23 protein-coding genes and 4 pseudogenes are annotated in these 26,530 nt (G+C 69.9%); 16 read left to right on the top strand and 11 right to left on the bottom strand.

The window, feature by feature from the left end:
• Window positions 1-812 (bottom strand): hypothetical protein (locus ACTT8P_RS26065; RefSeq protein ID WP_442834187.1); only part of this gene is annotated, 812 nt, incomplete at its 3' end.
• A gap of 103 nt (window positions 813-915) precedes the next feature.
• Between ACTT8P_RS26065 and ACTT8P_RS26070 the strand changes: the two genes are divergently transcribed.
• Both ACTT8P_RS26070 and ACTT8P_RS26075 read left to right on the top strand, forming a co-directional pair.
• Window positions 916-1,923, top strand: coding sequence for a LuxR C-terminal-related transcriptional regulator (locus tag ACTT8P_RS26070; protein ID WP_442834188.1), 1,008 nt, complete (start codon window positions 916-918; stop codon window positions 1,921-1,923).
• A gap of 1,053 nt (window positions 1,924-2,976) precedes the next feature.
• Window positions 2,977-3,174 (top strand): annotated as a pseudogene (locus ACTT8P_RS26075) (IS630 family transposase); the annotation flags it as partial.
• A gap of 596 nt (window positions 3,175-3,770) precedes the next feature.
• Here ACTT8P_RS26075 and ACTT8P_RS26080 read toward each other — a convergent pair.
• Entirely contained in the window at window positions 3,771-4,724 is a 954-nt protein-coding gene (locus ACTT8P_RS26080; protein WP_442834189.1) for a UbiA family prenyltransferase, read from the bottom strand.
• Window positions 4,721-5,482 carry a methyltransferase gene (locus ACTT8P_RS26085; RefSeq protein WP_442834190.1) on the bottom strand — a complete coding sequence of 254 codons (762 nt, stop codon included), beginning with the start codon at window positions 5,480-5,482 and terminating at the stop codon, window positions 4,721-4,723. Before ACTT8P_RS26085 ends, ACTT8P_RS26080 begins: the two co-directional genes overlap by 4 nt.
• A gap of 112 nt (window positions 5,483-5,594) precedes the next feature.
• On the opposite strand from ACTT8P_RS26085, the gene ACTT8P_RS26090 reads away from it, so the two are divergent.
• The 3 genes from ACTT8P_RS26090 (at window position 5,595) to ACTT8P_RS26100 (ending at window position 8,093) form a co-directional block, all read left to right on the top strand.
• A complete protein-coding gene (locus ACTT8P_RS26090; RefSeq protein ID WP_442834191.1) occupies window positions 5,595-5,831 on the top strand; it encodes a hypothetical protein in 237 nt (78 codons plus the stop codon).
• A 534-nt stretch (window positions 5,832-6,365) separates the two neighbouring features.
• Window positions 6,366-7,172 carry an SDR family oxidoreductase gene (locus ACTT8P_RS26095; RefSeq protein WP_442834192.1) on the top strand — a complete coding sequence of 269 codons (807 nt, stop codon included), beginning with the start codon at window positions 6,366-6,368 and terminating at the stop codon, window positions 7,170-7,172.
• A gap of 27 nt (window positions 7,173-7,199) precedes the next feature.
• Window positions 7,200-8,093, top strand: coding sequence for a helix-turn-helix transcriptional regulator (locus ACTT8P_RS26100; protein WP_442834193.1), 894 nt, complete (start codon window positions 7,200-7,202; stop codon window positions 8,091-8,093).
• A 181-nt stretch (window positions 8,094-8,274) separates the two neighbouring features.
• Here ACTT8P_RS26100 and ACTT8P_RS26105 read toward each other — a convergent pair whose 3' ends face one another.
• On the bottom strand, window positions 8,275-8,949 hold the full coding sequence (locus ACTT8P_RS26105) for a TetR family transcriptional regulator (RefSeq protein WP_442834194.1): 675 nt from the start codon (window positions 8,947-8,949) through the stop codon (window positions 8,275-8,277).
• A gap of 441 nt (window positions 8,950-9,390) precedes the next feature.
• On the opposite strand from ACTT8P_RS26105, the gene ACTT8P_RS26110 reads away from it, so the two are divergent.
• Window positions 9,391-10,317: an oxidoreductase gene (locus ACTT8P_RS26110; RefSeq protein ID WP_442834195.1), complete on the top strand. Its 927-nt coding sequence runs from the start codon at window positions 9,391-9,393 to the stop codon at window positions 10,315-10,317.
• Between the two features lie 100 nt (window positions 10,318-10,417).
• On the opposite strand, the pseudogene ACTT8P_RS26115 reads toward ACTT8P_RS26110, so the two are convergent.
• The 3 genes and pseudogenes from ACTT8P_RS26115 to ACTT8P_RS26125 all read right to left on the bottom strand — a co-directional run.
• Window positions 10,418-10,650, bottom strand: a pseudogene (locus tag ACTT8P_RS26115) (IS630 family transposase); the annotation flags it as partial.
• 45 nt (window positions 10,651-10,695) lie between these two features.
• Window positions 10,696-10,749 (bottom strand): annotated as a pseudogene (locus tag ACTT8P_RS26120) (hypothetical protein); the annotation flags it as partial.
• A 384-nt stretch (window positions 10,750-11,133) separates the two neighbouring features.
• Complete coding sequence (locus ACTT8P_RS26125) at window positions 11,134-11,790, bottom strand: TetR/AcrR family transcriptional regulator (RefSeq protein ID WP_442834196.1); 657 nt, start codon at window positions 11,788-11,790, stop codon at window positions 11,134-11,136.
• Window positions 11,791-11,922: 132 nt separating this feature from the next.
• Between ACTT8P_RS26125 and ACTT8P_RS26130 the strand changes: the two genes are divergently transcribed.
• From ACTT8P_RS26130 to ACTT8P_RS26140, 3 genes and pseudogenes are all read left to right on the top strand, one after another.
• A complete protein-coding gene (locus ACTT8P_RS26130; RefSeq protein WP_442834197.1) occupies window positions 11,923-12,933 on the top strand; it encodes a hypothetical protein in 1,011 nt (336 codons plus the stop codon).
• Between the two features lie 917 nt (window positions 12,934-13,850).
• Window positions 13,851-13,922: pseudogene (locus ACTT8P_RS26135) on the top strand (hypothetical protein); the annotation flags it as partial.
• A complete protein-coding gene (locus ACTT8P_RS26140; protein ID WP_442834198.1) occupies window positions 13,919-14,614 on the top strand; it encodes a hypothetical protein in 696 nt (231 codons plus the stop codon). The pseudogene ACTT8P_RS26135 and the gene ACTT8P_RS26140, both read left to right, overlap by 4 nt.
• A gap of 104 nt (window positions 14,615-14,718) precedes the next feature.
• On the opposite strand, the gene ACTT8P_RS26145 is transcribed toward ACTT8P_RS26140, so the two are convergent.
• The 3 genes from ACTT8P_RS26145 to ACTT8P_RS26155 are packed head-to-tail and all read right to left on the bottom strand — an operon-like array spanning window position 14,719 to window position 17,575.
• A complete protein-coding gene (locus ACTT8P_RS26145) occupies window positions 14,719-16,068 on the bottom strand; it encodes an MFS transporter (RefSeq protein WP_442834199.1) in 1,350 nt (449 codons plus the stop codon).
• Between the two features lie 18 nt (window positions 16,069-16,086).
• Window positions 16,087-16,857, bottom strand: coding sequence for a thioesterase II family protein (locus tag ACTT8P_RS26150; protein ID WP_442834200.1), 771 nt, complete (start codon window positions 16,855-16,857; stop codon window positions 16,087-16,089).
• Between the two features lie 28 nt (window positions 16,858-16,885).
• On the bottom strand, window positions 16,886-17,575 hold the full coding sequence (locus ACTT8P_RS26155) for a FadR/GntR family transcriptional regulator (protein ID WP_442834201.1): 690 nt from the start codon (window positions 17,573-17,575) through the stop codon (window positions 16,886-16,888).
• 189 nt (window positions 17,576-17,764) lie between these two features.
• Here ACTT8P_RS26155 and leuA point away from each other — a divergent pair, with 189 nt between their 5' ends.
• The gene (gene leuA / locus ACTT8P_RS26160; RefSeq protein WP_442834202.1) at window positions 17,765-19,567 is read left to right on the top strand and encodes a 2-isopropylmalate synthase; all 1,803 of its coding nucleotides are present in this window, start codon (window positions 17,765-17,767) and stop codon (window positions 19,565-19,567) included.
• Window positions 19,564-20,388: an ABC transporter ATP-binding protein gene (locus tag ACTT8P_RS26165; RefSeq protein WP_442834203.1), complete on the top strand. Its 825-nt coding sequence runs from the start codon at window positions 19,564-19,566 to the stop codon at window positions 20,386-20,388. Before leuA ends, ACTT8P_RS26165 begins: the two co-directional genes overlap by 4 nt.
• A gap of 82 nt (window positions 20,389-20,470) precedes the next feature.
• Here the strand turns inward: ACTT8P_RS26165 and ACTT8P_RS26170 are convergent, their stop codons facing one another.
• Window positions 20,471-21,328 carry a hypothetical protein gene (locus ACTT8P_RS26170; RefSeq protein ID WP_442834204.1) on the bottom strand — a complete coding sequence of 286 codons (858 nt, stop codon included), beginning with the start codon at window positions 21,326-21,328 and terminating at the stop codon, window positions 20,471-20,473.
• A gap of 276 nt (window positions 21,329-21,604) precedes the next feature.
• On the opposite strand from ACTT8P_RS26170, the gene ACTT8P_RS26175 reads away from it, so the two are divergent.
• From ACTT8P_RS26175 to ACTT8P_RS26195, 5 genes are all read left to right on the top strand, one after another.
• A complete protein-coding gene (locus tag ACTT8P_RS26175; RefSeq protein WP_442834205.1) occupies window positions 21,605-22,807 on the top strand; it encodes an MFS transporter in 1,203 nt (400 codons plus the stop codon).
• Between the two features lie 165 nt (window positions 22,808-22,972).
• Window positions 22,973-23,341, top strand: coding sequence for a cupin domain-containing protein (locus tag ACTT8P_RS26180; RefSeq protein WP_361162068.1), 369 nt, complete (start codon window positions 22,973-22,975; stop codon window positions 23,339-23,341).
• Between the two features lie 53 nt (window positions 23,342-23,394).
• Entirely contained in the window at window positions 23,395-24,921 is a 1,527-nt protein-coding gene (locus ACTT8P_RS26185; protein ID WP_442834206.1) for an amino acid adenylation domain-containing protein, read from the top strand.
• Window positions 24,922-24,958: 37 nt separating this feature from the next.
• Window positions 24,959-25,384, top strand: a complete 426-nt coding sequence (locus ACTT8P_RS26190; RefSeq protein WP_442834207.1) for a hypothetical protein — start codon at window positions 24,959-24,961, stop codon at window positions 25,382-25,384.
• Complete coding sequence (locus ACTT8P_RS26195; RefSeq protein WP_442834208.1) at window positions 25,372-26,529, top strand: cytochrome P450; 1,158 nt, start codon at window positions 25,372-25,374, stop codon at window positions 26,527-26,529. The genes ACTT8P_RS26190 and ACTT8P_RS26195 overlap by 13 nt, the downstream gene beginning before the upstream one ends.
• The last annotated feature ends 1 nt before the right edge of the window (window position 26,530 follow it).

Raw genomic sequence — 26,530 nt, forward strand, 5'->3', positions numbered from 1 at the left:
CGTGCGGCAGCCCGATCGCCGGCTGCCGCGGGCCGGTAGGGCCAGTGCCCGCCGTGATCGAGCGCAACCTCCGCAAGACCGGCGTGAGCGACGTGCAGCGGGAACCGGCCGAGCAGGTGACCGCCGAGCGGCCGGCCGCGCATCTCTTGGGCAGCGGCCGGCAGGGTCGGCACGCGACGCGGCAGGGCCCCGACGAACCGCTTCACCAGGGGCGGAACGGTTACCGGTGAGGGCTGCCCCCACACGACTTTCCGCCGCCCGGCGCGGTGAGGTACTACGTCCGCATCGGGAGTGACGGCGGCACCGATCAGAGCACTCACGGCCTGCCGCGCCGGCGGGTGCGGGAAATGACGCGTCGGCCGGCCGCCGCGAACCTGGTGGTGCTCGGCGTCCAGAGCACGCGCCCGCCACGGCCGGAGCGCCCGCCGAGTCGACTGTGCGGGACGCCGCCGATCAAGTACCAGGCCGCCGACGTGGATTGGCTGATAAGCGATCGCGCGCACGCCGACATTGTTGGAGCCGAAGCGGTATATGTGGAGAAAATCGCGTGGCAGAAAAGCATCGCCACCGGCACCGATTTCGAACCGGCGGTCACCGATCCACACCAGGCCGCCGCCACTCGGCAGCACGAGCAGTTCGTCCTCGTCGGGGTGCACATGCACGGGTGAAACAGCGGCAGTCGGGACGGTCGACCGAAACAGGCTCGGACGGCCACCGGTGTGCCGCCGTTCCAGCAGCACCCGCATGATTCCGCCACCGAGCCGTTTCAGTCGCTCACGCTCGCCCACCTGGGCCGCATAGGGAGAACTCACTGCGATCCTTCCGCGATCCGTCCGTGGTCACAGTGGAGGCTAGGCGCAGTGCCCTCGTCCGCGGTATCCCAGAATTCTGGGATGCTCCCAGTAGGCTGCACCGGTGGAAAAGCTGCGGCGCGACATCGAGCGGATGTGCCGACTTGATCTGGACTCCCGGACGCTGCGCTCTCAGGTGGCCTCCCGGTTGGGCGAGGGCGTCGCCCACGACGCGTTCTGCTTCGGCACCATCGACCCGTGGACGCTGCTGGTCACCGACGACGTCTCCGACGGCATCCCACCCGGCAATACCTGGCTTGCTTCGTACAACGAGTACCTCGTCGCGGACGTGGACAAGTTCGCGGACCTGGCACGGTCCGGCCGTACCGTCGGAATCCTCAGCCACAGCACCGGCGGAGACCCGAGCCGGAGTCCCCGATTCCGCACGGTCCTGCCGGCCATCGACGCCCGGCACGAACTGCGTGCCGTGTTCATCGCGGACGGGGAATGCTGGGGCGCGATCTCCTTGTTCCGGCGCGGCGATCGAGCGGACTTCACACCTCGGGAGGCGGCCCTGCTGCACGCGCTGTCACGGCCAGTGGCTGTGGCACTGCGCCGAGCCTGCGTCATCGCCGCGCCGCCCGCCGGGTCGGGATCGGCCGCGCTCGGGCCCGGTGTTCTGGTGCTCGACAGTGCGGGACACGCGCTGGTCACCAACGAGTCGGCGCGGCACTGGCTGGAGGAGATCGGCGCACTCGCCCCCTACGAGGTGGCAGCGGCGGCCCGCGCCGAACGGGGTGCGGAGGCGTATCTGCGAGTACGGTCGCGCACCGGGCGGTGGCTGTCGCTGTGGGGTTCACCACTGAGTGAGGATCCGCACAGCGGCGCCTCGGTCGTCATCCAGCCCACCCCCGCCTCCGACCTCACCAGGACTTTGGCCCTCGCGTATGAACTGACCCCGCGAGAACGGGAGATCCTGGAGCAGGTGATATCCGGCCGGTCATCGGCGGGAATCGCCACCTCACTGACCGTCTCTCACTACACCGTCCAAGATCATGTGAAGTCCCTTTTCGACAAGTTCGGCGTCCGCAGCCGTGGCCAGTTGGTGGCGCGCGCCCTGGGGCTGTCGTGACCGACCAGGACATGGCCGATCGCCGCGAACGACGGCTCGTCAACGGCGTTCGGTGTCCTGCCACCTGCCACCTGCCACCTGCCACCTGCCACCTGCCACCTGCCACCTGCCGGCGGCCTACTGGACTGTCCACCGCGAGGCAGCGTGCCTGGACAGCACCATCGCCGCAGGTGACCCGGCGGCATCCTGGACGGTGACCGGTGTGTCGGAGGCCGGCCCCGGCAGGCAGGCCCCGGGGGGACATCGACGGTGGTCACTCGCGCGGCGATGAACCGCTGTTGGCCGCCGTCCGGGGGTCCGTTGGTGTTGGTGTGTCTGTGCCTTCCACTCGGCCGGCCGGAGTGTCGTCCGGCATGGCCGATGTGGGGCTGCCCGGAAAGTCGCTTGGTCCGTCCCGGCAGTCACTCGGGTCGGTGACCCTGCTTCCGGTGTCGCCCGGGTGCCCGGATCGGGGCGGGCCGGCCGTCGTCGCCGCCGGTGGTGGCGACCGGTTCCGGCAGGTTGGTGTCGGCGTAGTGGCTGGTGCCGGCCGGCTGCCCCGGGCCTGTGGTGCGCGGACGGTTGCTGGCGGGCGGAGCTGTGGAGGAGTTGGGGACGGGGCGGCGGTGGTCGTCGTCCCGGCCGTTCCAGGGGAGGCGGGGTGCCCGTGTGGTCGGGATTGCCTGGCTGCGTGTTCCATGTGGTGTTGGGGGTGTCGGTGACATCGAGGTGTCCGCCGTCGCTAGTCCCGTCCGATGATCTGTTGCTGCTCGTCGGTGCCGACGAGGTCATTGACCACACCACCACCGGTGTGACCGCGGTGGTGAACGAACCGATCGACATCGCGCTCAACCTCACACCGGTTGACCCGGCTGGACGCGCCCTACTCGTCCCACTGGCGCGCCAGGGAGGCGTCGTGGTGAACACGACGGTACGGATGCCTGCACCCGCCGACGAGGAGCGCGGCGTGCGCGGCATCGACCTGTTCGTCGGCAGCGACGCTCCGATCGCACCGCTCTGGCAACGGCTGCGCAAGACGGACGCGACGGCGCCGGGCGAGGCCGGCCGACCGGACGCCGACCGGGCCGGAAGAACAAGGTCGAGCCGTGCTTCGCCCCGACCTGGGCTTCCTGGGCCAACCCGACCGAGGCGCACGTCGGGCCGCTGCGGCAGTTCACTCTGGCGAACACGAACCATCGCAGCCACTCGGCGCAGACTCCGGCCCTGCGCCGTTACCCGCGCTGGCGCAACGCCAACACTCGCCACCCTGAAAGGCATCCGCACCCGTGAGGGAGACAAGCTCCTCGACGGTCAGCCATGCCCGGTTCGGATACAGGACCTGGATCCTGAACCGCGCGAACCCCATCGGCCAGTCGTACATCAGCTCGTTGAGTGACGTGGCGACTTCACAACAGGGAACCATCACCATGAGCGTCGAGAAGCCATCGGCGGCGCGCTCCGAGACGGTCTCCGCCCACCATCCAGGTGCGAACTCCCCACCACTTGGCTTCCAGACCACGGCGGGCATCGTCGTCGGGAGCATTTCGGATACAACGTCGCCGCAGCACGATCCGCCACCTCTCTACTGGGCTGCCAGTAAGGATCAGTCGGAATCACCGTCAGGTAGTTGTCACTCATGGCCGCCTACCCGCGCCCGCCGCGGTTCTCTCCTCGTCCACCAACCCAGCGAACCTATCCGGTCACAGCACTGGGACACGAAGAGCGGGCCATCGGCCGGGGACAGGTCGGGGCGCGCCCGGTGCCGGCGCGCCGGCGGGGATGGCGGGGCACGGGTGTGAGCGTGCGGCGTGTGGCCAGTCGTCGGCGGCGGAGGCTTCCACGATGGCGAAGCCGGGACGCTGTGGTTCTCATGGCGAGCGGCCCGTCAGAAGTGCCGTGGCCAGGGCGACCGATCCGATGTCGATGGAGACAAGGACCAGGAACCGCGCTTTGCGTAGTTCCCGGCGGTACACGCCGTAGTAGAGCTGGGCCAGTTGCAGGACCGTGACGGGGGCGGCGAGGAGGATCAGGTCGGGGTGCCGCAGTGCCGTGGACAGCAGGACGAGCAGCAGCGCGTTCGTGATGACCAGCAGGTGGAGCATGGCGGCGAACCAGGCGGGCGGCAGGATCACGGCGAGGGTTCTGCGTGCGACGGCACGGTCCCCGTCCCTGTCGGAGGCGTTGCCGTAGGCGACCACGAGGAGCAGCCACAGTCCGACCAGGGCGCTGACCAGGAGCGTGGCAGGGCTGAGCGTGGCGGTGACGAACCAGTAGGGTACGAAAACGGTGTAGCCGCCGGTGAAGAGGACCGTCGATTCCAGTCCGAGCGGGCGGTAGCTGAGCTTGACGCCGCAGGAGTACTGGACGGCGAGGGCCGGGGTGAGGACGGCCACCGCCAGCGCCGGAAGGGGGACGTGCCAGCCGAGCGAGGCGGCGGCGAGCAGGATGGCGGCCAGGCCGGCGCACCATGCGATGACGGCGAACCGCGTCGCCTCCGGCAACGTCAGCGCGCCGGTGAGCAGGGGCTTTCGTACGCGCGTGATCGCCGGCCGGCCCGCGTAGTTGCGGGCGTCGCTGCCGTCGAGGAATCCGCAGACGTCATCTGCCGCCGAGGTGCTCCATTGGAACGCCAGGATGCCGACGAGCAGGAGGGTCAGGGGGACGGCTTTGGTGGTGACGGCGATGCCGTCGGTGTGCAGGAGGGCCAGGCCGAGCGCCCACCCGTACACGTAGTGGTAGATGCGTGCTTTGGCGAGTCTGAGGTAGCTGACGGCCTTGGGAACTGGTGTGACCGCTCCGGTGAGTGGGTGCTCGGCGCTCATGTGGCCGCCCGGTCGCCGGGGTCGGTAGTGATCTCCAGCAGCTGAAAGGTCACCGGGACGTCGGATGTGTGGCGGGCGCTGTCCTGTCGGGCGGTGATCCGCGCTCCGCACCTTGTGGCCAGCGAGGTCAGCCGGGGCAGGTCCCCGAGGCTGTTGAAGCCGAGGAACAGCCGGCCCGCTGGGGTCAGACGCGTCAGGCCGTCACGCAGGTAGCGGTGGTGTGCTGTGTAGCCGCGGTCGAAGATCGCGTGCTGGAGCCCGCGGCTGTAGACGAATTCGTCGGGGGCGGGGACGACGTTGGAGTTCCAGAACACCAGGTCGAAGCGGTCGTCGGGTGCCAGAGCGTCGAAGAGGTCGCTGTGCACAGCCCGGACTCGGTCACCGACTCCGTGGCGCGCGGCATTGGCCTCGGTGTTGCGTACCGCGGCCGCGGTGATGTCCACCGCTGTCACGTGTGCGCAGTCGGCGAGGGCCGCCATGACCGCCGTCACCCCCGCGCCACAGCCCACTTCGAGGAATCTCCCTCCCACCGGAAAGGGCAGCCAGGCGGTGAACAGCTCGGTGGAGTCGGTGTGCACGGGAGCGAAAACCCCCGGCAGCAGATCCCACCGCAGGCCGAACATCGCGAACTCCCGGGGGGTGTCCGCACGGGCGTGCCGTTCTACCAGCCGCAGGCCGGTCTCGAACGGTGCGTGGGGATCGGCGAACGGCTCGGCGGAGGTGCCGGGTGCCGGGGCCGGGAGGTGCGGGCTGGGCATGAGACTCCCTGAAGGGTAGGCCGGGCCCGGGCACGGTGATCTCCCGGTACAGGGGCGCCGCCGGACACGCGGCCCCGCTCCACCCTGGGACTTGATCCGGCCCGTTCCGCAGGTGACGGTCACACTGCCGTACCAACGAGCCTGGATTTCGAGCGTCACGGTGAAGAGACGCGCGCTGGGGACGAAGGCCGGCCGCACCGCGGCCGGTGCCGACGGCCGGTATCGGCTCCGCGGTCTGCCGCCCGACGGCCTCGAAGCCGCCATCGGCGCCGACAGCGCTCTGCACGCAACCGTCGACCGCGTCATGGCCGATACCGGCCCAACCCACTTGTCCGCCATGGACCGCTGACCGGAAGCGGCGTCAGCCCTCGCGGGCCGTCCCCACGGCCGGGCGAAGACGCCATCGCCACGAAACCCGCTCCGGGCGCCTCCGCTTCGGTGAGCAGGCCCAACTGGCCCGTCGCACCCCGCTGCTTCCCGGGCGCGGAGCAGGCCGACATTGCCGGCATCGACGAGGACGCCTGGACACCGCTCCAATCCCCAAGCGGTCCGGGAGGAGAAGGGGAGAAGGGCCAGTGCTGGATCTCCGCCGCCGAGACAGCCGGGACCCTCTTCACCGTTTGCACTTCCGAGCCGAGGAAACAGCAGACTCGGCCCCCACACGGCCTGCACGACCCGGGAGCGATCAACCGGGAATCAAGCCGGTGGATCCGGGCTGAGTCAGCGCATCGGGCAAGGGGGGATCTCGCAGTACCTGTATCACCAGGGTCTCCCAGACGTCCCCAACGCCTGTCAACCTGGTTGAGTCGATCAGTTCGATTCGGCTGCCCCGAATGCACGTCCGTGTCGGTGCATTCTTCCACGACAGAAAAGACGGAGACCAATGGTAGACAATAAGTTCACCACTCGCACAGGGCTTTTCGATCTGAGCGGGAAGTACGCCCTTGTCACTGGCGGCACCAGGGGCATTGGGATGATGATGGCGCGCGGCCTTCTTCAGGCGGGCGCCCGTGTCGTCATCAGCTCACGCAAGGCAGACGCGTGCGCGGAGGCACAGCGTCTGCTGTCGGAATTCGGCGACGTTCAGGCAATCCCCGCAGACCTGTCCAGGCACGACGAGTGTCAGCGCCTCGCTGATCTCGTCGAGGCCGACTCGGAACGCCTCGACATTCTTGTCAACAACGCGGGAGCGATGTGGCGCGAGCCGCTGGCGACCTTTCCGGACGAGGCTTGGGACGCAGTGATCGACCTCAACCTCAAGTCGCCGTTCTGGCTGGTGCAGGCGCTGCTTCCCGCGCTTCGCAGGGCGGGCACCGCTGATGATCCCGCGCGGGTCATCAACATCGGCAGTATCGCCGCCATCCACGTCGCCCAGTCACCCAACTACTCGTACGCCAGCAGCAAAGCGGCACTCCATCAACTCACCAGAGTGCTTGCCAGAGAACTGGGCCCGCAGCACGTCACGGTGAACGCGGTGGCACCGGGAGTGTTCCCGTCGCAGATGATGGCGTCCACGCTCGATGCCATCGGCGACACGATCGCGGCGGCGGCCCCTCTGCGCCGGCTCGGCCGCGACGACGACATGGCGGGCATCGCCGTGTATCTCGCCAGCCGGGCCGGGTCCTACCTCACGGGCACCGTCATCCCGGTGGACGGCGGCATCGCGACGACCGCATCGGGTACCCCGTAGACTGCGGGGCGGGCTCACGGTGAGGGGATGGCCACGATGGATCTGCGCACCGAGATCCGGGAGTTCCTCAGCTCGCGTCGCGCCCGCATCGCACCCGAGCAGGCGGGCCTGGCCGCTTACGGCGGCAACCGTCGGGTCAAAGGTCTGCGCCGCGAGGAGGTAGCGCTCCTGGCGGGGGTATCGGTCGACTACTACGTGCGCATGGAGCGCGGCAGCCTCGCCGGTGCCTCCGATGGCGTGCTCGACGCGTTGGCCTCTGCCTTGCAGCTCGACGAGGCCGAGCGCGATCACCTGTTCCATCTCGCGCGCCAGTTCAGGGCGCCCAGCGGCCCACGCCGGCGCAGGTCTGCCGTGACGGTGCGCTCAACGCTGCAACAGGTGCTCGACGCGATCGCCGAGGCGCCGGCCTGGATCGGTAACGGCCGTTATGACGTGCTCGCCATGAACCAACTCGCTCGCGCGTTGTATTCACCGGTGCTGGCCGAACCGCGACGGCCCGCCAACACAGCGAGGTTCGTCTATCTGAACCCCGAGGCGGCCAGAGATTTCTTTGTCGACTACGACCGAGTCGCCGGTGACGCGGCCGCGAAGCTGCGCATGGAAGCCGGCCGCAACCCGCAAGACGAGGAGCTGATCACCCTGGTCGGCGAACTGTCAACGTGCAGTGAGCTGTTTCGGCAGAGGTGGGCATCTCAGGACGTGCGGCTGCACCGGTCCGGCCGCAAGCGGCTGCGTCATCCGATCGTGGGCCGGCTCGACTTGGATGTCGAGTCCCTGGAACTGCCCGCCGAACCCGGCCTGCACCTCAACGTCTACACCGCAGCCGCCGGCACACCGGCCGCTGACAGTCTGGCGCTCCTGGCGTCGTGGGCGGCCACTCAACAGACGCTGGCGACCGAGCTCGAAGCACACAACGGATAGCGCAACCCTTCGAGCCGTACGGGGGTCCGTTCTCCGTTCTCCAACAGGTCTCGCCGGAGCAGGAACGAGACGAGAGAGACCGCCGCTTCGTAGGAGGCGGCGGTCTTGTCGTACCTGGTCGTGACGCGCCACCGCGCGCCGGCCACCGCGGTCCGGCGCCTCGGCTGCTGTCTGGACGGGCTCAGGTGCGGGCGCGGGCGATGGTGCCGGCGGTGAGTGTGGCCAGCAATTCCTGCAGGGTGGTCACGAAGTCCAGCTTGAACGCGGTGAGTGAGGGGTCGGCTTCGTAGGCGGCGAGCATCGCCGGGGAGGGCCGTGCGTGGGTCCACACGGCGCCGATGGCCATGATGATGGCTGCGGTCAGCTGCGGTGCGCTGTTGCCCAGCTCGGGAAGGCGCTGGTGGGCCAGTGCCGCGATGTCGGCGACGTTGGCCACGGCCGCGCGTTTGTGGCGGGCGGCCGCCTGCGGGGAGACGTTGTGTTCCAGTACGCCCGCCTGGGCGCTCAGCAGGTCGCACAGGACGCGGCGTTCAGCGAGGGAGCCCGCGACGACGGCGGCGAACTGCTCCGCACGCCGGCTCACCGGGGCGTCCTGGTCGACGCCGGCGTGCACGAGGACGGGCAGGTCGGCCACCCACTGGCGCCAGGCGCGGTCGAGCAGCTCCAGCAGGATCGCCTCACGCGATTCGAAGTAGCGCAGCACATTGGACTTCGCCAGCCCGACGCGGCGGCTCATCTCGTTCAGGCTGATCTCGCCGATGGGCATCTCATCGAGCATGGCGGCGGCGGTGTCGAGGATGGCCTGGCGCCGTATCTCGCGCTGCTCCTCACTGCGCGCGCGCTGGAAGGTCGTCATGCCCCCAGGTTACAGACTGCCGGTCTTTTGACATCAGACCGGTGGTCTTCTATGTTGAGGTCGCAGCCGAACAGACCACCGGTCTGAAAAAAGGGGGGGGCGGGTCTTGGGCTGCGCAGCGGGGACCGACGTCCTTCACCGACGAAGTAGTCAACGAGGGCTGTCTCCTGCTGTCGGCCAGCTCTGGGCGGACGACATGATCCGGCGCGACGGCAGCCAGGGAGAACACCGCGCCACCGGCGCCTGCGGGAAGTCCATGGCGGCCCAGTGCCGCCAACGCCTTCAGCGGCATGCGCCCGGACATCATCCAGGCCGCCCGCCCGGCCGCCCTTCGCCGGGGACATCCTCGGCATGCTCTTCCCACCCGGTATCGATCACATCCCTGTGCCGAGCACCGCATGACCGAGCACCCAATCAACGCATCCAAGGAGCGTGACAACGGTGAACCACTGGACTCCCGACGACATCCCCGATCAGACCGACCGCACCGCACTGATCACCGGCGGGAACAGCGGGATCGGACTCGAGACCGCCCGCGCACTCGCCCGGCACGGGGCCCGCGTCATCCTGGCCGGCCGCAGCCGGACCAGGCTGGACCAGGCTGTCCAGGCGGTGCGCGCCGCGACCCCCGAGGCCCGGACGGACACCCTCGTGCTCGACCTCGCCGACCTCTCCTCCGTCCGCGACGCGGCCACCCGGATCGCCGAGACCGAGACGGTCGACCTGCTCTTCAACAACGCCGGTGTGATGAACCTGCCCCAGCGGCGGACCACCCGTGACGGCCTGGAGATGACGGTCGGCATCAATCACCTCGGCCACTTCGCCTTCAACGCCCAGATCTGGCCCGCCGTGCGCCGCTCGCCCGCGCCACGCGTGGTCACCGTCAGCGCCATCGCGGCGCGGTGGCCGATGGGCAGGCTGGACGACCTGATGAGCGAGAAGAGCTACCGCGCCATGGGCGCCTACGCCAAGTCCAAGCGCGCCAACATCGTCTACACCCTCGAACTCGCGCGCCGCACTGCAAACAGCTCCGTCGAGGCGCTCGTCGTCCACCCGGGGTCGGCGATGACCAGTCTGCAGCAGCACGGCACCGGCACCCTGAGCCGCATGGTGACCCCGATCGCCGCACGCCTGCTCATGGGCTCGGCCGAGGGTGCCGCCTGGCCCTCCCTGTACGCCGCGACCAGCCCGCACGTCCAGTCGGGCCGGTTCATCGGCCCCGCCGGACGCGACCAGACCTCCGGCACCCCCAAGCCCGCCAAGCTCCCCGCAGGCGCCGGCGACCCCGCGGAGGGCAGCCGGCTGTGGGCGGCGAGCGAACAGCTCACGGGTGTCGCCTTCGACCTCGAAGCCGGGGCCGCTCGCTAGTCTCCTGAGTCAGGAATTCTGTTCAGGTAGCTGGCGAGCCGTTGGGGTCGGAGGGTCTGGGGTCGGGGTTCCATGCGGCGATCCAGGTACGGATGTCCTTCTCCAGTGCCCGGTGCCGGCGGTGCAGCAGGCCGATCACCTTGCCGGTGGCCACCTCGAGTGCGACGAACAGCGTGGTGGTGCCCGACCGTACGTAGTCGTGGGTGAGGCGCTGCGGAACGCCGGGCATCATCGGCAGCACCGGTTGGGAGCGGTCCAGCGCCTGTCTGCGACATTTCGTAGACGCAGAACACCAGAGCGCGTTCGGGGCGGGTTCAGGCAGAGGCCGACGACGGCGAATTTGGAGGTGCTGTAGAGGCTGACGCAGGGTTCGCCTTCGAAGCCGGAGCGGGAGCCGATGTGAACGAGTTTGCCGGAGCGCTGCTTGCGCATGTGGGGCAGGACGGCGCGGGTGGTGTTGATGAGGCCGAAGACGTTGACGTCGAACGTCGGGGGTGACGGGCAGGATATTGCCGGCGGTCTTGAGGTCGTCGGGAATGCGGTCGGGGTTGCGGACGGCGACGACGACGTTGTTGCCGGCGTTGAGTGCGGCGCGGGCGATCTCCGCGTCGATTCCCCGGGACGTACCGATCACGAACCACGTAGCCGTGAGAATTCCTTCTCCGCATTTCTCTGCCGTGTCCGGCAGGGCGCTTTTCCTTACGAGAAGGAGTGTGCTCGCCAAGCGAAAACGTATGAAGGTACTCCAGTCGTAGATCGTGACCTGGCATAGCGTCACCTACTGTTTGTTCAGCGGACGCCCCAGTGGGGTCGGCTTCACGGCTGGGTGTGTTGCTCGGCGGCGTCGAACGCGGGCGCGAGCGGGGCCAGCGCCGCGCGGAGTTGGTCGGGCAGTGAGCCGGAGGGCACGACCAGTCCTCCGGCGGCGCGACTCTCGGCGGGCCCTGCGTTCTGGGCCGGCCGGAACCAGCCCTCCAGCGCGATGCGAACTGCCGCGGCCACGCTTGCCGCGAGGACGCGGGCTGTGTGCGCTTCGGCGTCGTCGAGGCGTTCGGCGATCACCGCTGTGAGAGGGGGCTCGATGCCGGCGGTGGTATCGAGGAACGCGTCGCGCAGCGCGGTCTGAGTGGTGATCAGCAGCAGCGCCTTGTGTTCGCGCTCGCCGGTGTTCGTGTACTGCTCGACCACTGCTTCGGTGACGGCGTCAGCCAGGCGCACTCCCGCGGGCCGGGCCGCGACCGCCGCCGCGATGCGCGCCTCCCGGTCCGCGGTGACGGCAGAGACGATCGCCTGCTCGCGACTGGCGAAGTAGTTGTTGTAGGTGCGCGGCGAGACCCCGGCCGCTTCGGCGATGTCCTCGACCCGCACCTGGTCCGGTCCGCGCTCCACAGCCAGGCGCAGGGCCGCCTCGCGTAGCGCCTCGCGCGTGGCCTGCTTCTTCCGCTCCCGCAGCCCTGGTCGTGGTGTCGTCACGACGCCAGCGTCCCACACGGGCCTGCGTGCCCGTAAAGTTGCACTCACGCAAACTTGCGTGCACGCATCTTTGTTGCGAATCTCGATCCGACCGAGACCGGCAGAGAGGGCGTCACCATGCGAGCAAGAGGAATGACCTACGACACCGGATTCGTCGTGCACGGCCAGCTGTCCCGCGAGCACTTCGACCCTGGGGTGGTCCGGCGCGAGCTCGCCATCATCCGCGATGACCTTCACTGCAACGCGGTCCAGATCATCGGCGGCGACCCGGACCGACTGGAGCTGGCCGCCGGTGCCGCCGCCGAGCTCGGCCTGGAGGTCTGGTTCTCGCCCTATCCGCTGGAGCTGGATCCGGAGCAGATCCTCATGCTCTTCCGTGACTGCGCCGAGCGAGCGGAACGGCTCCGGCAGCAGGGAGCCGCAGTCGTGTTCGTCGCAGGGGTCGAGCTGAGCGTGATGAACCGCGGATTCCTGTCCGGAGAGAGCCCCGAGGAGCGCGTCGAGCAGTTGATGAGCCAACCCGAGCGGCGGGCCGAAGCGATGCGCGAGCTCGGCGTGCGCGTGAACACATTCCTCCGTGATGCCGCGGCCATGGTCCGCCAGAGCTTCCAGGGCAAGCTCACCTACGCATCCATCCAGTTCGAGCAGGTCGACTGGACTCCCTTCGACATGGTGACGTTCGAGCTGATCCGCTCCGCCGAGGTCGCCGACCGGTTCCGGGACGCGGTGCGCACCCTGGCCCAGGGCCCGAAGCCGCTCGCCATCACCGGGTTCGGCACCGCGGCCTACCGCGGCGCGGGAGACCGCGGTGGGCGGGTGCTGGAAGTGGTCGAGCACGACCCAAAGACCAAGGCTCCGGTACGGCTGAACGGCGTATACGAGCGGGACGAGGCCGGCCAGGCCGCATATCTGAGCGAACTGCTGGAGATCTTCGAGACCGAGGGCGTGGACAGCGCGTTCGTGTTCTTGTTCGCCTTGCCTGGCTACCCGCACCGCCCGGACGGCGACCCCAGGGACGACTTGGACCGGGCCGGCCTGGGCATCGTCAAACTCCTCGAAGGGCGCCGGGGGCAGACCTACCCCGACATGGAATGGGAACCCAAGGCCGCCTTCACGGCAGTAGCGCAGCGGTATCGAAGGTGACCGGCCCCACGCACGGTGACCACGGCTCGGGATCTGCACTTCGCCGCAGTGCAGATCCCGAGCATACGGAAGCGGTATTCGCCGAACTCGCCGCAGACCTCGCGCCGGTCTACCGCCGTCGCGCCGCCGCGACCTGCGGGCCAACGGAGTGTTGTACCTACGCGGGTTACTGATGCCGGGCGGTGCGGGCAACTGCTGGTCGATCGCGGAGGCAGTCGGCCTGAACGCGCCCGCCGCCCCGTTGAGCCGAGCAGGGCGGAGACAGTGCCTGCGGGGACGGTCGGGTCGACTCCGGCGACCCACCTCATGGTCGCCGTACGATTGCGTAGCTCGACGACCTCGATCGCACTAGTTCTCGTCGTCATGCCCACCATGCTGAGAGGCTGCCTCTGTTACTGCTACGCGGCCTCACACACTCGGGACATCGGCCTCTGCCTCACATCCGCCAAGGTCGGCTGTCGTACGAGCGCGCCGAGTACCTGGTCGGACATACCGCCAAGGAGCACGACCACCGCGTGATCAATGCCGTAACCCGGAAAAGCGGAAGCTGTCGGCATTTTCCGCGGCGGAGCCATGCCCCGGGAAACAGTGTCGCGCACCGTCAGCGGTCGTCGTTGACGTCTCCGCCCGAGTACTGCCGCGATGGCCTCGAACTGCTGCCGGGTGGTCACCGGCTCTGGCCCGCTCTCCAACGATCCACCACTTCCCCCGTCGCACACCCGAGTGACATCGAAACTCAGACTCTGGTCCACTTGGTGTGGAGAGGGCACGCTCGGTAATCGGTTGGGGACATTACTCAGGCTGATTAGGCTCCAGGTCATGAGCGGACCGGTGTTGACGATCGAGCTTGCTGAGGCTCTTCCGTCTTCGACGCCGAACACGTCGATCAAGGCGACCAGCAGCACTTCCTCGGCTTCACCCCGACTCACGCGGTCGACGTCATCGCGTTCTGCGGCAGCACTGTCGATCACCTCGTCACGGCGCAGTGAGTACGTACGTTCTGGGCCGCTCGCAGCACGAAACGCGCAGGCTGGAGCTGCAGAGAAGGCTGTACGCGGACCACAGCGCACATCTGCTCATCACCCTCGCCGGACTGCGAACGAGCATGAGGGCGGTGGATGTCGGGCGCGGCACCGGTGAGCTGACCAGCATCGCGGCCCGGATTGTCGGCCCGTCCGGTCATGAAGTCGGAGTGGACCACGACCCGGACTTGCCGGCGGTAGCGGAACGCACCATGGCGCACGCCGGCCTGTCGCACCTGACTTCCCGGCAGGAAGCGCTGCCGGACATCACCTCGGACCGTCCGGCCGGCGCGCCCGTGGGGGCCGGCTCATCCGCATGCACCTCGACAGCCCGTCCGCGCCGTCCGCCACATGGCCCGCCACGTCCGTCCTGGCGGTGTGGTGACCTGCCAGGACCTCAACCTCACGCACGGCAGGTCGGGGTCCCGGCCCTTCCCCTCGTCGAATCCATCGCGGAACGACATCAGCGCAGACCCGCACAGCCCGTCCCGAGACACAGCCCGTCCCGACACGCATCTGCCGCGCGTACGGGCGGCGTTCCCGCAGTCTCCCGGCTGGAATCGGCCTCCCGGGCGGCCCAGGGCGGCGGCTACCCGCAAGAGGACCGCGAGCGAGCCGGGCGACTGATCCGGACGCCGACCCCTTCCCGCGCGGGCTGAACTCCGCTGCGGTCCTGCGGCCGGGACGCGCCCCACGGTGTCCCCCCACCCCGGCCACGCGCCCCGTACCAGCCGAGTCCGACCTCCCTCCGGCACCGCCGCCGTCAGGAGTCCGTGATCCCCCGCTCCCGTGTCTCCGGCAGAAGCAGGAGGCACACCAGGGACACACCGGCCATGGTGCTCACGTACCAGCCGACCGATGCCGAGCCGAACGCGGACTGGAGACGTGTGGCCACCAGGGGCGCGACCGCGCCTCCTGCCACCCCGCCCAGGCTGTAGGCGAGACCGGCGCCGGAATAGCGCACCCGGACCGGGAACAACTCGGGCAGGAACGCCCCCATGGGCCCGTAGATCACACCCATCAGGAACAGCGCGCCGCCGAGCCCGAGGATGATCAGGGGCAGCCGGCCGGTGTCCAGCAGAGGGAAGATCAGCGGTCCCCACACGGCCGCCGCGACCGTGCCCCACAGGGCCAAGGGCTTGCGCCCGAACCGGTCCGACCCGGTCGCGGCGATCCAGGTGCCGGCGGCGAGGAAGACGACGGCGGCCATGGAGGCCAGCAGCATGGGGGTGCGGCCGATCCCGAGGGTCTTGGTCCCGTAGGACAGGCAGTACGTCGTCGCCGTGTAGAACAGGCCGTACGTGACGATCATCGCGCCGCAGCCGAGGAGCAGTTCCCGGGGGTGGCGCCGGACGATTCCGGCGATCGGGACCTCCTCGGTCCGTTGGTCCGCCGCCTCGCGGAACGAAGGGGTCTCGGCGATCCGGAGCCGGACGAGCAGTCCCACCCCCACCAGCACCAGGGACAGCAGGAACGGCACCCGCCACGCCCAGGCCCGGAAGGTCTCGTCGCTCACCCAGCTGGACAGCAGCAGAAAGACGCCGGTGGCGGCGAAGAACCCGACGGACGGGCCGAGTTGGGGGAAGCCCGCGTACCGTCCCCGGCGGCCGGACGGCGCGTGCTCCACCGCCAGCAGCGCCGCCCCGCCCCACTCGCCGCCGAGCCCGAGGCCCTGGAGGAAGCGGAGCAGTACCAGCAGCGCCGGCGCCCAGGCACCCCAGGTGTCGTAGGTGGGGAGCAGCCCGACCGCCGCCGTGGACAGGCCCATGAGGAGGAGGGAGACGACCAGCACCGATTTGCGGCCCAGCCGGTCGCCGAAGTGCCCGAACAGGACGGAGCCCAGCGGACGGGCCACGAAGGCGACGGCGTAGGTGGAGAAGGAGGCGAGCAGCGCGTTGACGGGGGAGAGGTTGGGGAAGAACGCCCGGTCGATGACGAGCGCGGCGGCGGTGCCGTAGATGTAGAAGTCGTAGAACTCGATCGCCGTGCCGATGAAGCTCGCGACGGCGACACGGCGCAGCAGGCGGCGATCGTGCGGCCGCTCCCCGGCACCGGGGGCGGTGCGGTGGGCGGAGTCCGTCCGCTGCTCCGGTGTGCGGTGTCCGTACGGCATGGATGTCCCCCTGGTGCGTCAGGTTTCCGGACCGGTCGTCAGGAGGTGGCGCAGGATCTCCGCCACCTCCGCGGTGTGCGTGTGGGTGAAGAAGTGGCCGCCGGGGAGGGTGTGCACGCGCAGCGGCGAGCGGGTGTGCCGCTGCCACGCCCGCACCCGGGGGAGGTCGGTGAGGGGATCGGCCTCACCCATGAGGGCGACGATGCGGCAGTCGACGGCCGAGCCGGCTCCGGGGCGGTAGCGGCTGTGCGCCCGCAGGTCGCCGCGGAGGACGGGCAGGAACATGCGGCGCAGCAGCGGATGGTCGAGGAGGACGGCGTCGGACCCGCCCAGCGACCGGATGAACGAGGCCAGCCGCTCGTCCGGGTCGTGCGTGCCGTCGTCGCGGGGCGCGAGGTCCGGCAGTTCCAGCCGGGAGGGCGCGGGGTGCCCGGAGGCGACGAGGACGATCCGCCGCTGGTCGGGCAGGCGGCGGGCGACCTCGTAGGCCACCGCCGCTCCCAGACTGTGGCCGAACAGGAGCAGGGGGCCGACCTCGCGGACCGCGGCGGCCGCCTCGGCCGCCCGGGCCGCGAGGACGTGCACGTCGGTGAAGAGGGGTTCGCGGCCGCGCTCCGCGCGCCCGGGATAGCGGACGCCGGCCGTCGAGGCGAGGTCGGCCAGCCGTGCCGCGAGCGGCTCGTAGGAGTCGGCGGAGCCGCCCGAGTGGGGGAAGAACAGGACCTGCCAGGAGGTGGCGGGCGGTCCGGGCAGCGGGTAGCGGCGTATCCAGGGTCCGGCGTCCATCATGCCCACCGTTCTGCGCGAGGTGTCGGGGTCACAGGGAGCGCAGCAGGGCGAGCGTCCCTTCCAGTTCCTCGCGCAGCGCGGCGCCGGCGGCCTCGGCGTCCCGCTCCACCACCGCGGTCACCAGGGCCGTGTGGCCCTCCTCGCCGTGGTGCGCGTCCCCGGAGCGCAGGTCGAGCAACTCGATCAGATCGAGGAGGCGTTGCTTGAGGATCGGCACGAACTGGGTGAACAGGCCGGTCAGTACGGGGTTGTGCGCGGCGGCGACCACCGCCTCGTGCAGCGCGATGTCGGCCTCGACGAACGCGGCGTTGCCGGCCTCCCCGGCGCTCCGCCGTACGGTCAGCGCCTCACCCAGGGCCGCGACGTCCTCGTCGGTGCGCCGCCGGGCCGCCAACTGCGCGGCCTCCACCTCGACGAGCATGCGCACCTCGTAGACATCGGTGATGGCCGCCTGCCGGAGCTGCGTGGACCAGTCTTCTTCCGGTGTGGTCGCGATGACGAACACACCGGAACCCTGGCGTGCCTGGACCAGACCGGCGCCCGCCAGCGCCCGCAGCGCCTCGCGGACGGTCGAGCGCCCCACCCCGAGGGACTTGGCCAGGGTGGTCTCGCCGGGGAGCCTGGTCCCCACGGCCCACTCACCGCTGGTGATCTGCTCGCGCAGATGGGTGGTGGCCTGCTCGACCAGGGGAGAGGGGCGCAGGGCGCCTAGTGACATGGGAGATTCACCTTCCCGTACCTTTCAGGTTGTCTGAGGAGCTGAGTTGTCGCTACTATACCCGGCATGCTGCTGCGCGAGCTTCTTCTTCTCGGCCGCCGCTGCGGGGCCTGACGCGACCGGCACCCCGCAGCGGGGTTTCGGACTGCGCCGGTCTTCGCACGGCTGATCGAAAGAAGCTCCGTACCGATGACTTCCTCCTCCTCTCAGGGCGCGGTGTTCCCGACCCTGCGCACCCCCGCCGGTGACGTCCCGGCGGACGCGCCGCACTGGAACCCCCAGCGTCCGAGCGCGATGCCGCACCACCGCTACCAGTCCGCGCACGAGCGGGTGGCCCTGCCGCTGACGGACCGTACCTGGCCGTCGCGCACGCTGGAGCGGGCTCCGTTGTGGGTGCCCGTCGACCTGCGCGACGGCAACCAGGCGCTGGCCGAGCCGATGGACACCGAGCGCAAGCGCCGCATGTTCGACCTCCTGGTCACCATGGGCTTCAAGGAGATCGAGGTCGGCTACCCCTCCGCGAGCCAGACCGACTTCGACTTCGTCCGGCATCTGGCCGTAAGCGGCGCCGTCCCCGACGACGTCACCGTCTCCGTGTTCACCGCGGCCCGGCAGGACCTGATCGACCGGACCGTCGCGTCCGTCGAAGGACTGCCCCGCACCCTCGTCCACCTCTACACCGCGACCGCGCCCACCTGGCGTGACGTGGTGCTCGGCCGGTCCCGCGCCGAGGTGCACGCGCTGATCCACGAGGCCGCCACCCATCTGCTGCGCCGGGTCGAGGAACGGCCCCGGGCCGACATCCGGTTCGAGTTCTCGCCGGAGGTCTTCAACCTCACCGAGCCGGACTTCGTGCTGGAGGTGTGCAACAGCCTGTCCGACCTGTGGGAGGCGAGCCCCGACCGGCCGGTGGTCCACAACCTGCCGGCCACCGTGGAGATCGCCACCCCCAACATCTACGCGGACCAGATCGAGTACATGGACCGCCACCTGGCCCGCCGCGACGCGGTGATCCTCTCGGTCCACCCGCACAACGACCGCGGCACCGGTGTCGCCTGCGCCGAACTCGCCGTCCTGGCGGGCGCGCAGCGCGTCGAGGGCTGCCTGTTCGGCAACGGCGAACGCACCGGCAACGTCGACCTGGTGACCCTGGCACTGAACCTGTACGCGCAGGGCGTCAACCCGATGATCGACTTCTCCGACATCGACGCGGTGCGCGAGGTCGTGCAGTACTGCAACCGGCTGCCGGTCCACCCGCGCCACCCCTACGGCGGCGACCTCGTGCACACCGCCTTCTCCGGCACCCACCAGGACGCCATCTCCAAGGGCATGGCCCACCACGCCAAGCAGGCCGCGGAGCAGGGCGTTCCGGCCGACGAGGCGCCGTGGGCGGTGCCCTACCTGCCCATCGACCCCGGTGACATCGGCCGCACCTACGAGGAGGTCATCCGGATCAACTCCCAGTCCGGCAAGGGCGGCATCGCCCACCTCCTGCACACCCACCACGGCCTGGACCTGCCCCAGGCGCTGCGGCCGGACTTCTCCCGCACGGTGCAGCAGGTCACCGACTCCACCGGCGAGGAGCTGTCGCACAAGGAGCTGTGGGAGCTGTTCCGCACCACCTACCTCGTCCCGGCCCTGGACGGCCCGGTCACGCTGGAGTCCTGGAACGCCACCGAACCCGCCCCGGGGGAACACCGGTTCACCTGCACCCTGCGCAGCGGCGGCCGGGACCACCTCTGCGAGGGCACCGGCAACGGCCCCTTGTCCGCCTTCGCCGACGCCCTGAGCGGGATCGGCGTCACCGTGGACATCCTCGGCTACACCGAGCACTCCACCACCACCGGACCGAACAGCCCCGCCGTCGCCTACGCCGAGTGCCGTGTCGACGACGTGGTCCGCTGGGGCGCCGGCTGGGACACCTCGGTGCTCACCGCCTCCGTCCACGCGGTCATGTCCGCGGTCAACCGCTCCGGGCGGGTCACCTCGTGAGCACACCCCCGGTCCTGTCCGTACGGGACGTGGACGTCGTACGCGACGGGAATCCGATCCTGCACGAGGTGTCCCTGACCGTCCGGGCCGGCGAACACTGGGCGCTGCTCGGGGCCAACGGGGCGGGCAAGAGCACCCTGCTCGGTCTCCTCGGGGCACTGGCCCATCCCACCCGGGGCTTTGTCGAGGTGCTGGGCCACCGGCTGGGCCGGGTCGACATGCGCCGGCTGCGTTCCTATGTCGGCCATGTCAATCCGCGGCACGACCTGCGCTCACCTCTGAAGGTGCACGACGTCGTACTGACCGGCCTGACCAACACCCTGGAACGGGTGCCGCGCTGGGAGCCGACGCGCGAACAGGCCGGCACGGCCGACCGGCTGATCGCCCTGCTCGGCCTCGGTGACCGCCGCGACGCCCGGTGGCCGACCCTCTCCCAGGGGGAACGGAGCCGTGCGCTCATCGCCCGGGCCCTCATGCCCAGCCCCCGGCTCCTGCTGCTCGACGAGCCCGCCACCGGTCTGGACGTGGCCGGCCGGGAGCAGCTCATCGAACGGATCGACACCTTGCAGCGCACCTGCACGGGTCTGGCATCGGTGCTGGTCACCCATCACCTGGAGGAGCTCCCCCCGGGGACGACCCATGTGCTGCTGCTGCGGGACGGGCGCTGCCTGGCCGCCGGCCCGGCCGACGAGGTGCTGACCAGCGACCAGGTCAGCAAGTGCTTCGACCACCCGGTCCGCCTCACCCGGGTCGACGGACGCTGGAGCGTGCGGGCGGGCCGTCCGGCGGGGGAGCGGGGGGTGAACGCGGTGGCGGGGTGAGAGGCGGCGGTCGTGGCGGTGCATCCCCCTCGGCGTCCCCCTCGGGGCCCCTTCGGGCGGGACGCACCACCACGACCGGCCGTCAGACCAGGGACTCGCCGGCCTTCTCGACGGCGGCCCGGGCCCGCTCCCAGTCACCGCCGAAGTGGGTGCCCAGGGCGTGCAGCCACCGCTCGATGCCGAAGCCGACGCAACTGGTGGAGACCGGGCCGCCGTCGGGCAGGGAGATGGCGCACCGCTCGCCGAAGAACGTGTGATGGATGTTGACGGAGGCGATCGCCATGTCCTGGTAGACGTACTCGTGCTTCACGGGAATGATCTGCTGGAAGGCGGCACGGTCCCCCGTCCGGTCGTAGAACGGATCGGAGGCCGCGCGGCGCTCCAGCGGCAGACCCAGGGCGCCGGCCAGGGTCTCCAGGAAACGGGCCGAGTGGTCGAGATGGGTCGTGACCTGGTCGGGTGTGCCCAGCGCCACGACCTCGCGCATCCGGAACGCCTTCAGACGGCGCAGGGCGTCGAAGCGGTCCTCGTCGCGGAAGCACTGTCCCAGCAGGGTCACCAGCTTCCCGCCCGCGGGCACCTGCCCGCCACGGTGGTGCAGATAGACGCCGTAGCAGGCGCTGGAGGGCAGGGCGAGGTCGGCCGGTCGCAGCGAGCCGGGGGCGAACGCGCCGCCGGCGGCCTCCTGCCCGATGGCCCCGGTGCCGGCCTCGGTGACGTCCAAAGCAGAGGAGACCAGGGCCAGTTGCGGGAAGTTCTGGTACACGTCGAGGCGGGCCAGATCGGCGACCGGGAGCAGCGGTGGCACGGTCAGCGCGACCGCGCCGGCCGCCTCGGCCCACCGGACGCAGACCCGGTCCAGTGCCTCGGCGAGCCGGGTCGGTGCCTCCTCCAGCGCGACGAGTCCTTCGGACACCCGGACACCGTTCTTGATACTCATCCCAAGCTCCTTAGCGTGAGTGGCTGTTCGAGCGGCTGATCGAGCGGCTTCTCCGGAGGGATGCTCCGTCCGCCGTGGTGGAGCAGCGGCGGGGAGCGGCGGGGCGGCGCGCGCCGGGGGCAACACCCCTGACGGACACGGGCTTTCCGCGCACCACGGCAGTCGCTAAGGTAACACCTCTGAGGACCTGAGCACCTGAGTGATTCCGCTTAGGGCGAGACGATAAATCGAGAGAAGAAAAAGGGGCATTCAGTGAAAAAGGGACAACTCGGCTTCTTGACCGGCACACATGCGGTCAACGACCTGTACCAGGGGGTGATCCCCGCGATGCTCCCGTTCCTGATGACCGAGCGACATTACAGTTACGCCGCGGTCTCCGGCCTGGCCTTCGCGGCGAGCGGCGTCTCCAGCCTGTTCCAGCCGCTGTTCGGCGTCCTGTCCGACAGCAAGCCGCGCGGCTGGCTGGTCCCGGTCGGGTCCGTCACGGCCGCGCTGGGCGTGGTCGCGGCCGGCCTGTCCGACTCCTACCTGCTGACCTGGATCTTCGTCGCGCTCGCCGGGATCGGCATCGCGGCGTACCACCCGCCCGCGACCAGCCAGGCCCGCGCGGCCGGCGGCTCCTCGCAGAAGGCGATGAGCGTCTTCTCCGTCGGCGGGACCGTCGGCGGTGCCGTGGCGCCCACGGTGACGACCGTCGTCATCGGGTCGCTGGGCTTCGACGCCGGCTATCTGCTGGCCGTGCCCGCCCTGGTCATGCTGGTCCTGTGGGTGCTCAAGGGGCCCTGGATGCGGTGGCGCGGCCACGAGGAGGCGGCGCCGCTGGTGTCCGGCCCGGCCGGGAAGGCGGCGGGGGACGGCGCCGGACGGACCGACGACTGGCGGGCGTTCGGCCGGCTGGTGGTGGTCATCATCGGCTGGTCCATCCCCTACGTCACCGTCACCTCCATGCTGTCCCTGCACGCCCAGCGCGACCTCGGCCAGTCGGAGGCGGCGGGTGCCGTCGCGCTCACCTCGTACACCGCCGCCGGTGCCGTGGGTACCCTGCTCGGCGGCTGGATCGGGGACCGGCACGGCAGGATGACCTCGGTGCGGGCCGGGTATCTGGTGGCACTCCCGGCCCTGGCCGGCATCGTGTGGGCGCCCTGGTTCCCCGCCTTGGTGGTGTGTGCCGCCCTGTTCGGCGCCGCCATGTTCCTGCCGTTCGCCGCGCAGGTCACCCTCGCCCAGGACTACCTGCCCAACCGGCCCGGCACGGCCAGCGGTCTGACCCTCGGCATGGCCATGGCGGCGGGCGGCCTGTGCTCCCCGGCGTTCGGCTGGCTGGCCGACAACAGCGGCCTGCCGTCCGCCTTCTACGCCCTGCTCGTCGTGTTCGTCGTCCCCGTCGGCCTCGCGCTGCGCCTGCGCGACCGGGTGCTGCCGGCGGCCGGCCTCCGTTCGACGCCCACCGCCGAGACGGCGGACTCCGGAGCGCCCTGATGATCCCGGTCGCCTTGCATTCCTGAATAATTCTTTACCGGAATCTGTCAGATGCCCATCATGTGAGATACCCATTGTGAGTCCCTTCGCGGTTACGTACCGTGTGACAGGCAATCGAAAGTGTTCCACCAGCCGTCAAAGCCGTACTTCAACAAGGAGAAATCCATGAAGATCGACTGGGATGACCACGAGGAACTCAAGGCAGAAGGCATCGCAATGTCGCGGCGTTTCGCCTTCGGGCAGGAAATGTCCTGCCTGAAGGTGGTCGCCGATCAGTCCGGCGACCTCGGTCTCCCGCAGCACTGGCACGAGAACGAGCAGTGGGTCGTGGTGACCGAGGGCTCCATCCGCTTCGTCTGCGACGACACCGAATACGAGCTCAACGCCGGTGACGTGGCCTACATACCGTCCCGCCAGCGGCACACCGCCACCTTCGTGGGACCGGAGGGGGCCGTCCTCATGGAGTTCTCGGCCCCGCCGCGGCTCGACCTGGCGCCCGGCTCGATCATGCCTTCCTCGATGAAGTTCGACTGAGGTCCACAAAAAGCGCTCACGCCTTCTTCGATCACGTCTATGGGGGATCGATCGTGCGAAGCAGTGTGTACGGCAGGACCACTTCAGAGAAAACCATCCACGAGGTATTCGAGCACATCGCCCGGAGATATCCGCAGCGAAAGGCTCTGGTCGCCGCCGACGGCGCGGTGACCTACGCGGAGCTGGCCCGCTCCGCCCGCCGCGTCGCCCACCGGCTGACCGGCCTGGGCGTGGGACCCGGCAGCGTTGTCCCGGTCGCGGCCCGCCGTTCACCGGAACTGGCCGCCGTCCTGCTCGGCGTCCTGATGGCCGGCGGGGCGTACGGCGTCCTGGACGTGCGGTGGCCGCCGGCACGCGTCACGCGGCTGCTGCGCACCATGCGGCCCGCGGCCGTCCTGGCGGACGCCACGGGCTCCGCCCGGCTCACCGAGGCGGACGTGGACCACGTCACCTTCCCCGAGCTGCGCGGCGCGGTCCCGCCCGCCGTCCAACTGCCCCAGGTCTCGCCGGACGCCTGCGCGACCCTGTTCTGGACCTCGGGGAGCACCGGCAGCCCCAAGGCCGTACTGTCCCCGCACCGCGCCACGACCAGGCTGTTCGCCCCGGACGGATTCATGGACTTCGGTGAACGGCCGGTCATGATCCACGCGGCGGCCGTGGCCTGGGACGCCTTCAGCCTGGAGCTGTGGGGGATGCTGCTCAGCGGCGGAACCGCCGTCGTGCACGAGGACGACCTCCTCCTGCCGCCCGCGATCCGCGCCCACGTCCAGGACGCCGGCGCCACCCACCTCTTCCTGACCCCGTCCCTCTTCGACGTGATCGTGGGCGGCGACCTGACCTGCCTGGCCGGACTGCGCGCCGTCCTGCTGGGCGGGGACAAACCCTCTCCGGCGAACTGCCGCGCCCTGCTCGACGCCTTCCCCGGCATCGAGCTGTACAACGGCTACGGCCCCGTCGAGTCCTGCGTGTTCGCCACGGTCCGCCGCATCACCCGGGAGGACACCGACACGTCCGCCGGCGTCCCCGCGGGCCTGCCCGTCCCCGGTACGCAGGTGCACGTCCTGCGCGACGGGGAGCCGGTGCCGCGGGGCGAGACCGGCGAGGTCGCGATCGGCGGCGCGGGGCTCGCCCTCGGCTACCTGGACGCGCCCGAGCAGACGGCTGCCGTCTTCCGGCACCTCACGGTCGACAGCGAACGCATTCCCGTCTACCACACCGGCGACCAGGGCCGGGTGGACGAATCCGGAGTGCTTCACCTGAGCGGGCGGAAAGACGCCCAGCTCAAAATAGCCGGGCATCGCATCGAACCCGCCGAGATAGAACACGCCGTCCGCACCCTGGGCAGCACCCGATCCGTGGTCATGCCGATCCCGGACCGCAGCGGAATGCCGCGCATCGTCCTGTTCGCCGAATCTCCCCCGAAGGCGATGACGGAACAGGAGATGCTGGGCCGGCTCCGGGAAACCCTGCCCTCCTATCTGGTTCCCTCGGCCGTCCACTTCGTCCCGTCCATGCCGCTCCTGGACAACACGAAAATCAACAAGCGAGAGCTCTCGGCGCGCTTCGGTTACACCTCCTGACGGCGCTTCCAGAATTCCGAACCTAAGGAATCGACACGTGAGCACGCATGCCCAGACGGAGGAGAAATTCTCCGTCGCTCTTGAATCCATCCAAGGAAAACGGCGGATCGAGCGAATTCTGGAGGCAGCCAACGCCCTGCTCGACCGGTATTCGGCGGAGCCCGACCACACGGAACGCCTGAGGCTCGCGCACGAGCTGATCCGACGGAACTTCACTCCGCAGATCGCGATCAAATTCGGTGACCTGACCCTCGGCCCCGAGGACCCGGAAACGGCTTTTTCCGGCGAAACGCTCTTCCACTGCGAAATACAGGGGCCGGACGGGACCGGCGGCTCGCTCACCGCCGCCTACACGGCTCCCGGCTCGCTCGGACTGACCGGCCCCGAGTGGCTGACGGCGATGCGGCTGCTGGCCGGCATCGGCGGCCTCGGTACGGGGAGTTGGATGTCATGCTCACGCTAACAACATCCGAGTCCCCGGCCACTCTCCTGGCGCGGCCGTACTGGCACCGGCACCTGCCGGCCGGCCCGGACGTGCACCGACTGGACGCCGGGCTCTTCGCCGTGACGGGCAACGCGGCCGTCCAGGAGGTGCTCGCCCACCCCCTGATCGTGGCCGACCACCCCCTCAAGGCCAGCGCACGCGCCTTCGGCCCCAACGTGCTCGACGCCGACGGACCCAGCCACCGGGCGTTCCGTGCCCTGCTCGCCCCCATCCTGTCCGCCGGGCGGATCGCCGAGTACAAGCGGACGCTGATGCCCGGTCTCATCCGCTCCCTGGTCGACAGCGTCGCGGGCAGCGAGACCGACTCCTTCCACGACACCTACGCGCACCGGGTGCCGTACGGCATCGTGTGCACGATCCTGGGCATCGACGCCGGTCTGGAGCAGCGCTTCCACCGGCTGACCCGTCCGCTGGCCCGGCTGCTGGACTACCCCACCCGGGAGACCGACGAGACACACGCCAACGTCGGCGAGCTGCTGCGCCTCATCGAGGAGCAGCGGGCCGCCGGGGCCGCCGGGGCGCACTCCCTGCTGGAGACCATCGAACGGACCCGGGACCGCAAGGGCATCTCCCTGACCGACAGCGAGGTGCGCTCCACGGCCCTGCTGTTCTTCCTGGCCGGCACGGAGACCAGCAGCGCCTTCATCACCTCGCTCGTCTACTGCCTGGGACGCGGCATCTTCGACCTGGCCGAACTGCGGGACGAGCAGGTCCGGGACGCCTGCCTCGAAGAGGTGCTGCGGCTCTACCCGCCGGTCCAGACGATCGTCCGCTTCGCCGCCGACGACCTCACCGTCCACGGGGTGACCGTGCCCCGGCACTCGGCGGTCCTCGCCTCGGTCGCCGGCGCCAACCGCGACCCCAGGGTCTTCACCCACCCCGACCGGTTCCAGCTCGGCCGGAACCCGAAGGGCTCGATCCCCTTCGCCGTCGGCGCCCACGCCTGCCCGGGCGCCATGCTCGCCAAGACGGAGTTCTCCCTGATCGTCGAGGAACTCCTGGAGCGCTGCTCCGAGGTGGTCGTCACCCGTGACCGCCGCGGCATGGAGAGCCAGTCGTTCTCCCACCCCACCGACTTCTCCGTCGAGTTCAGGACCAGGTAAC

Source organism: Streptomyces sp. JW3 (assembly GCF_052216785.1).
Taxonomy (GTDB): Bacteria; Actinomycetota; Actinomycetes; order Streptomycetales; family Streptomycetaceae; genus Streptomyces.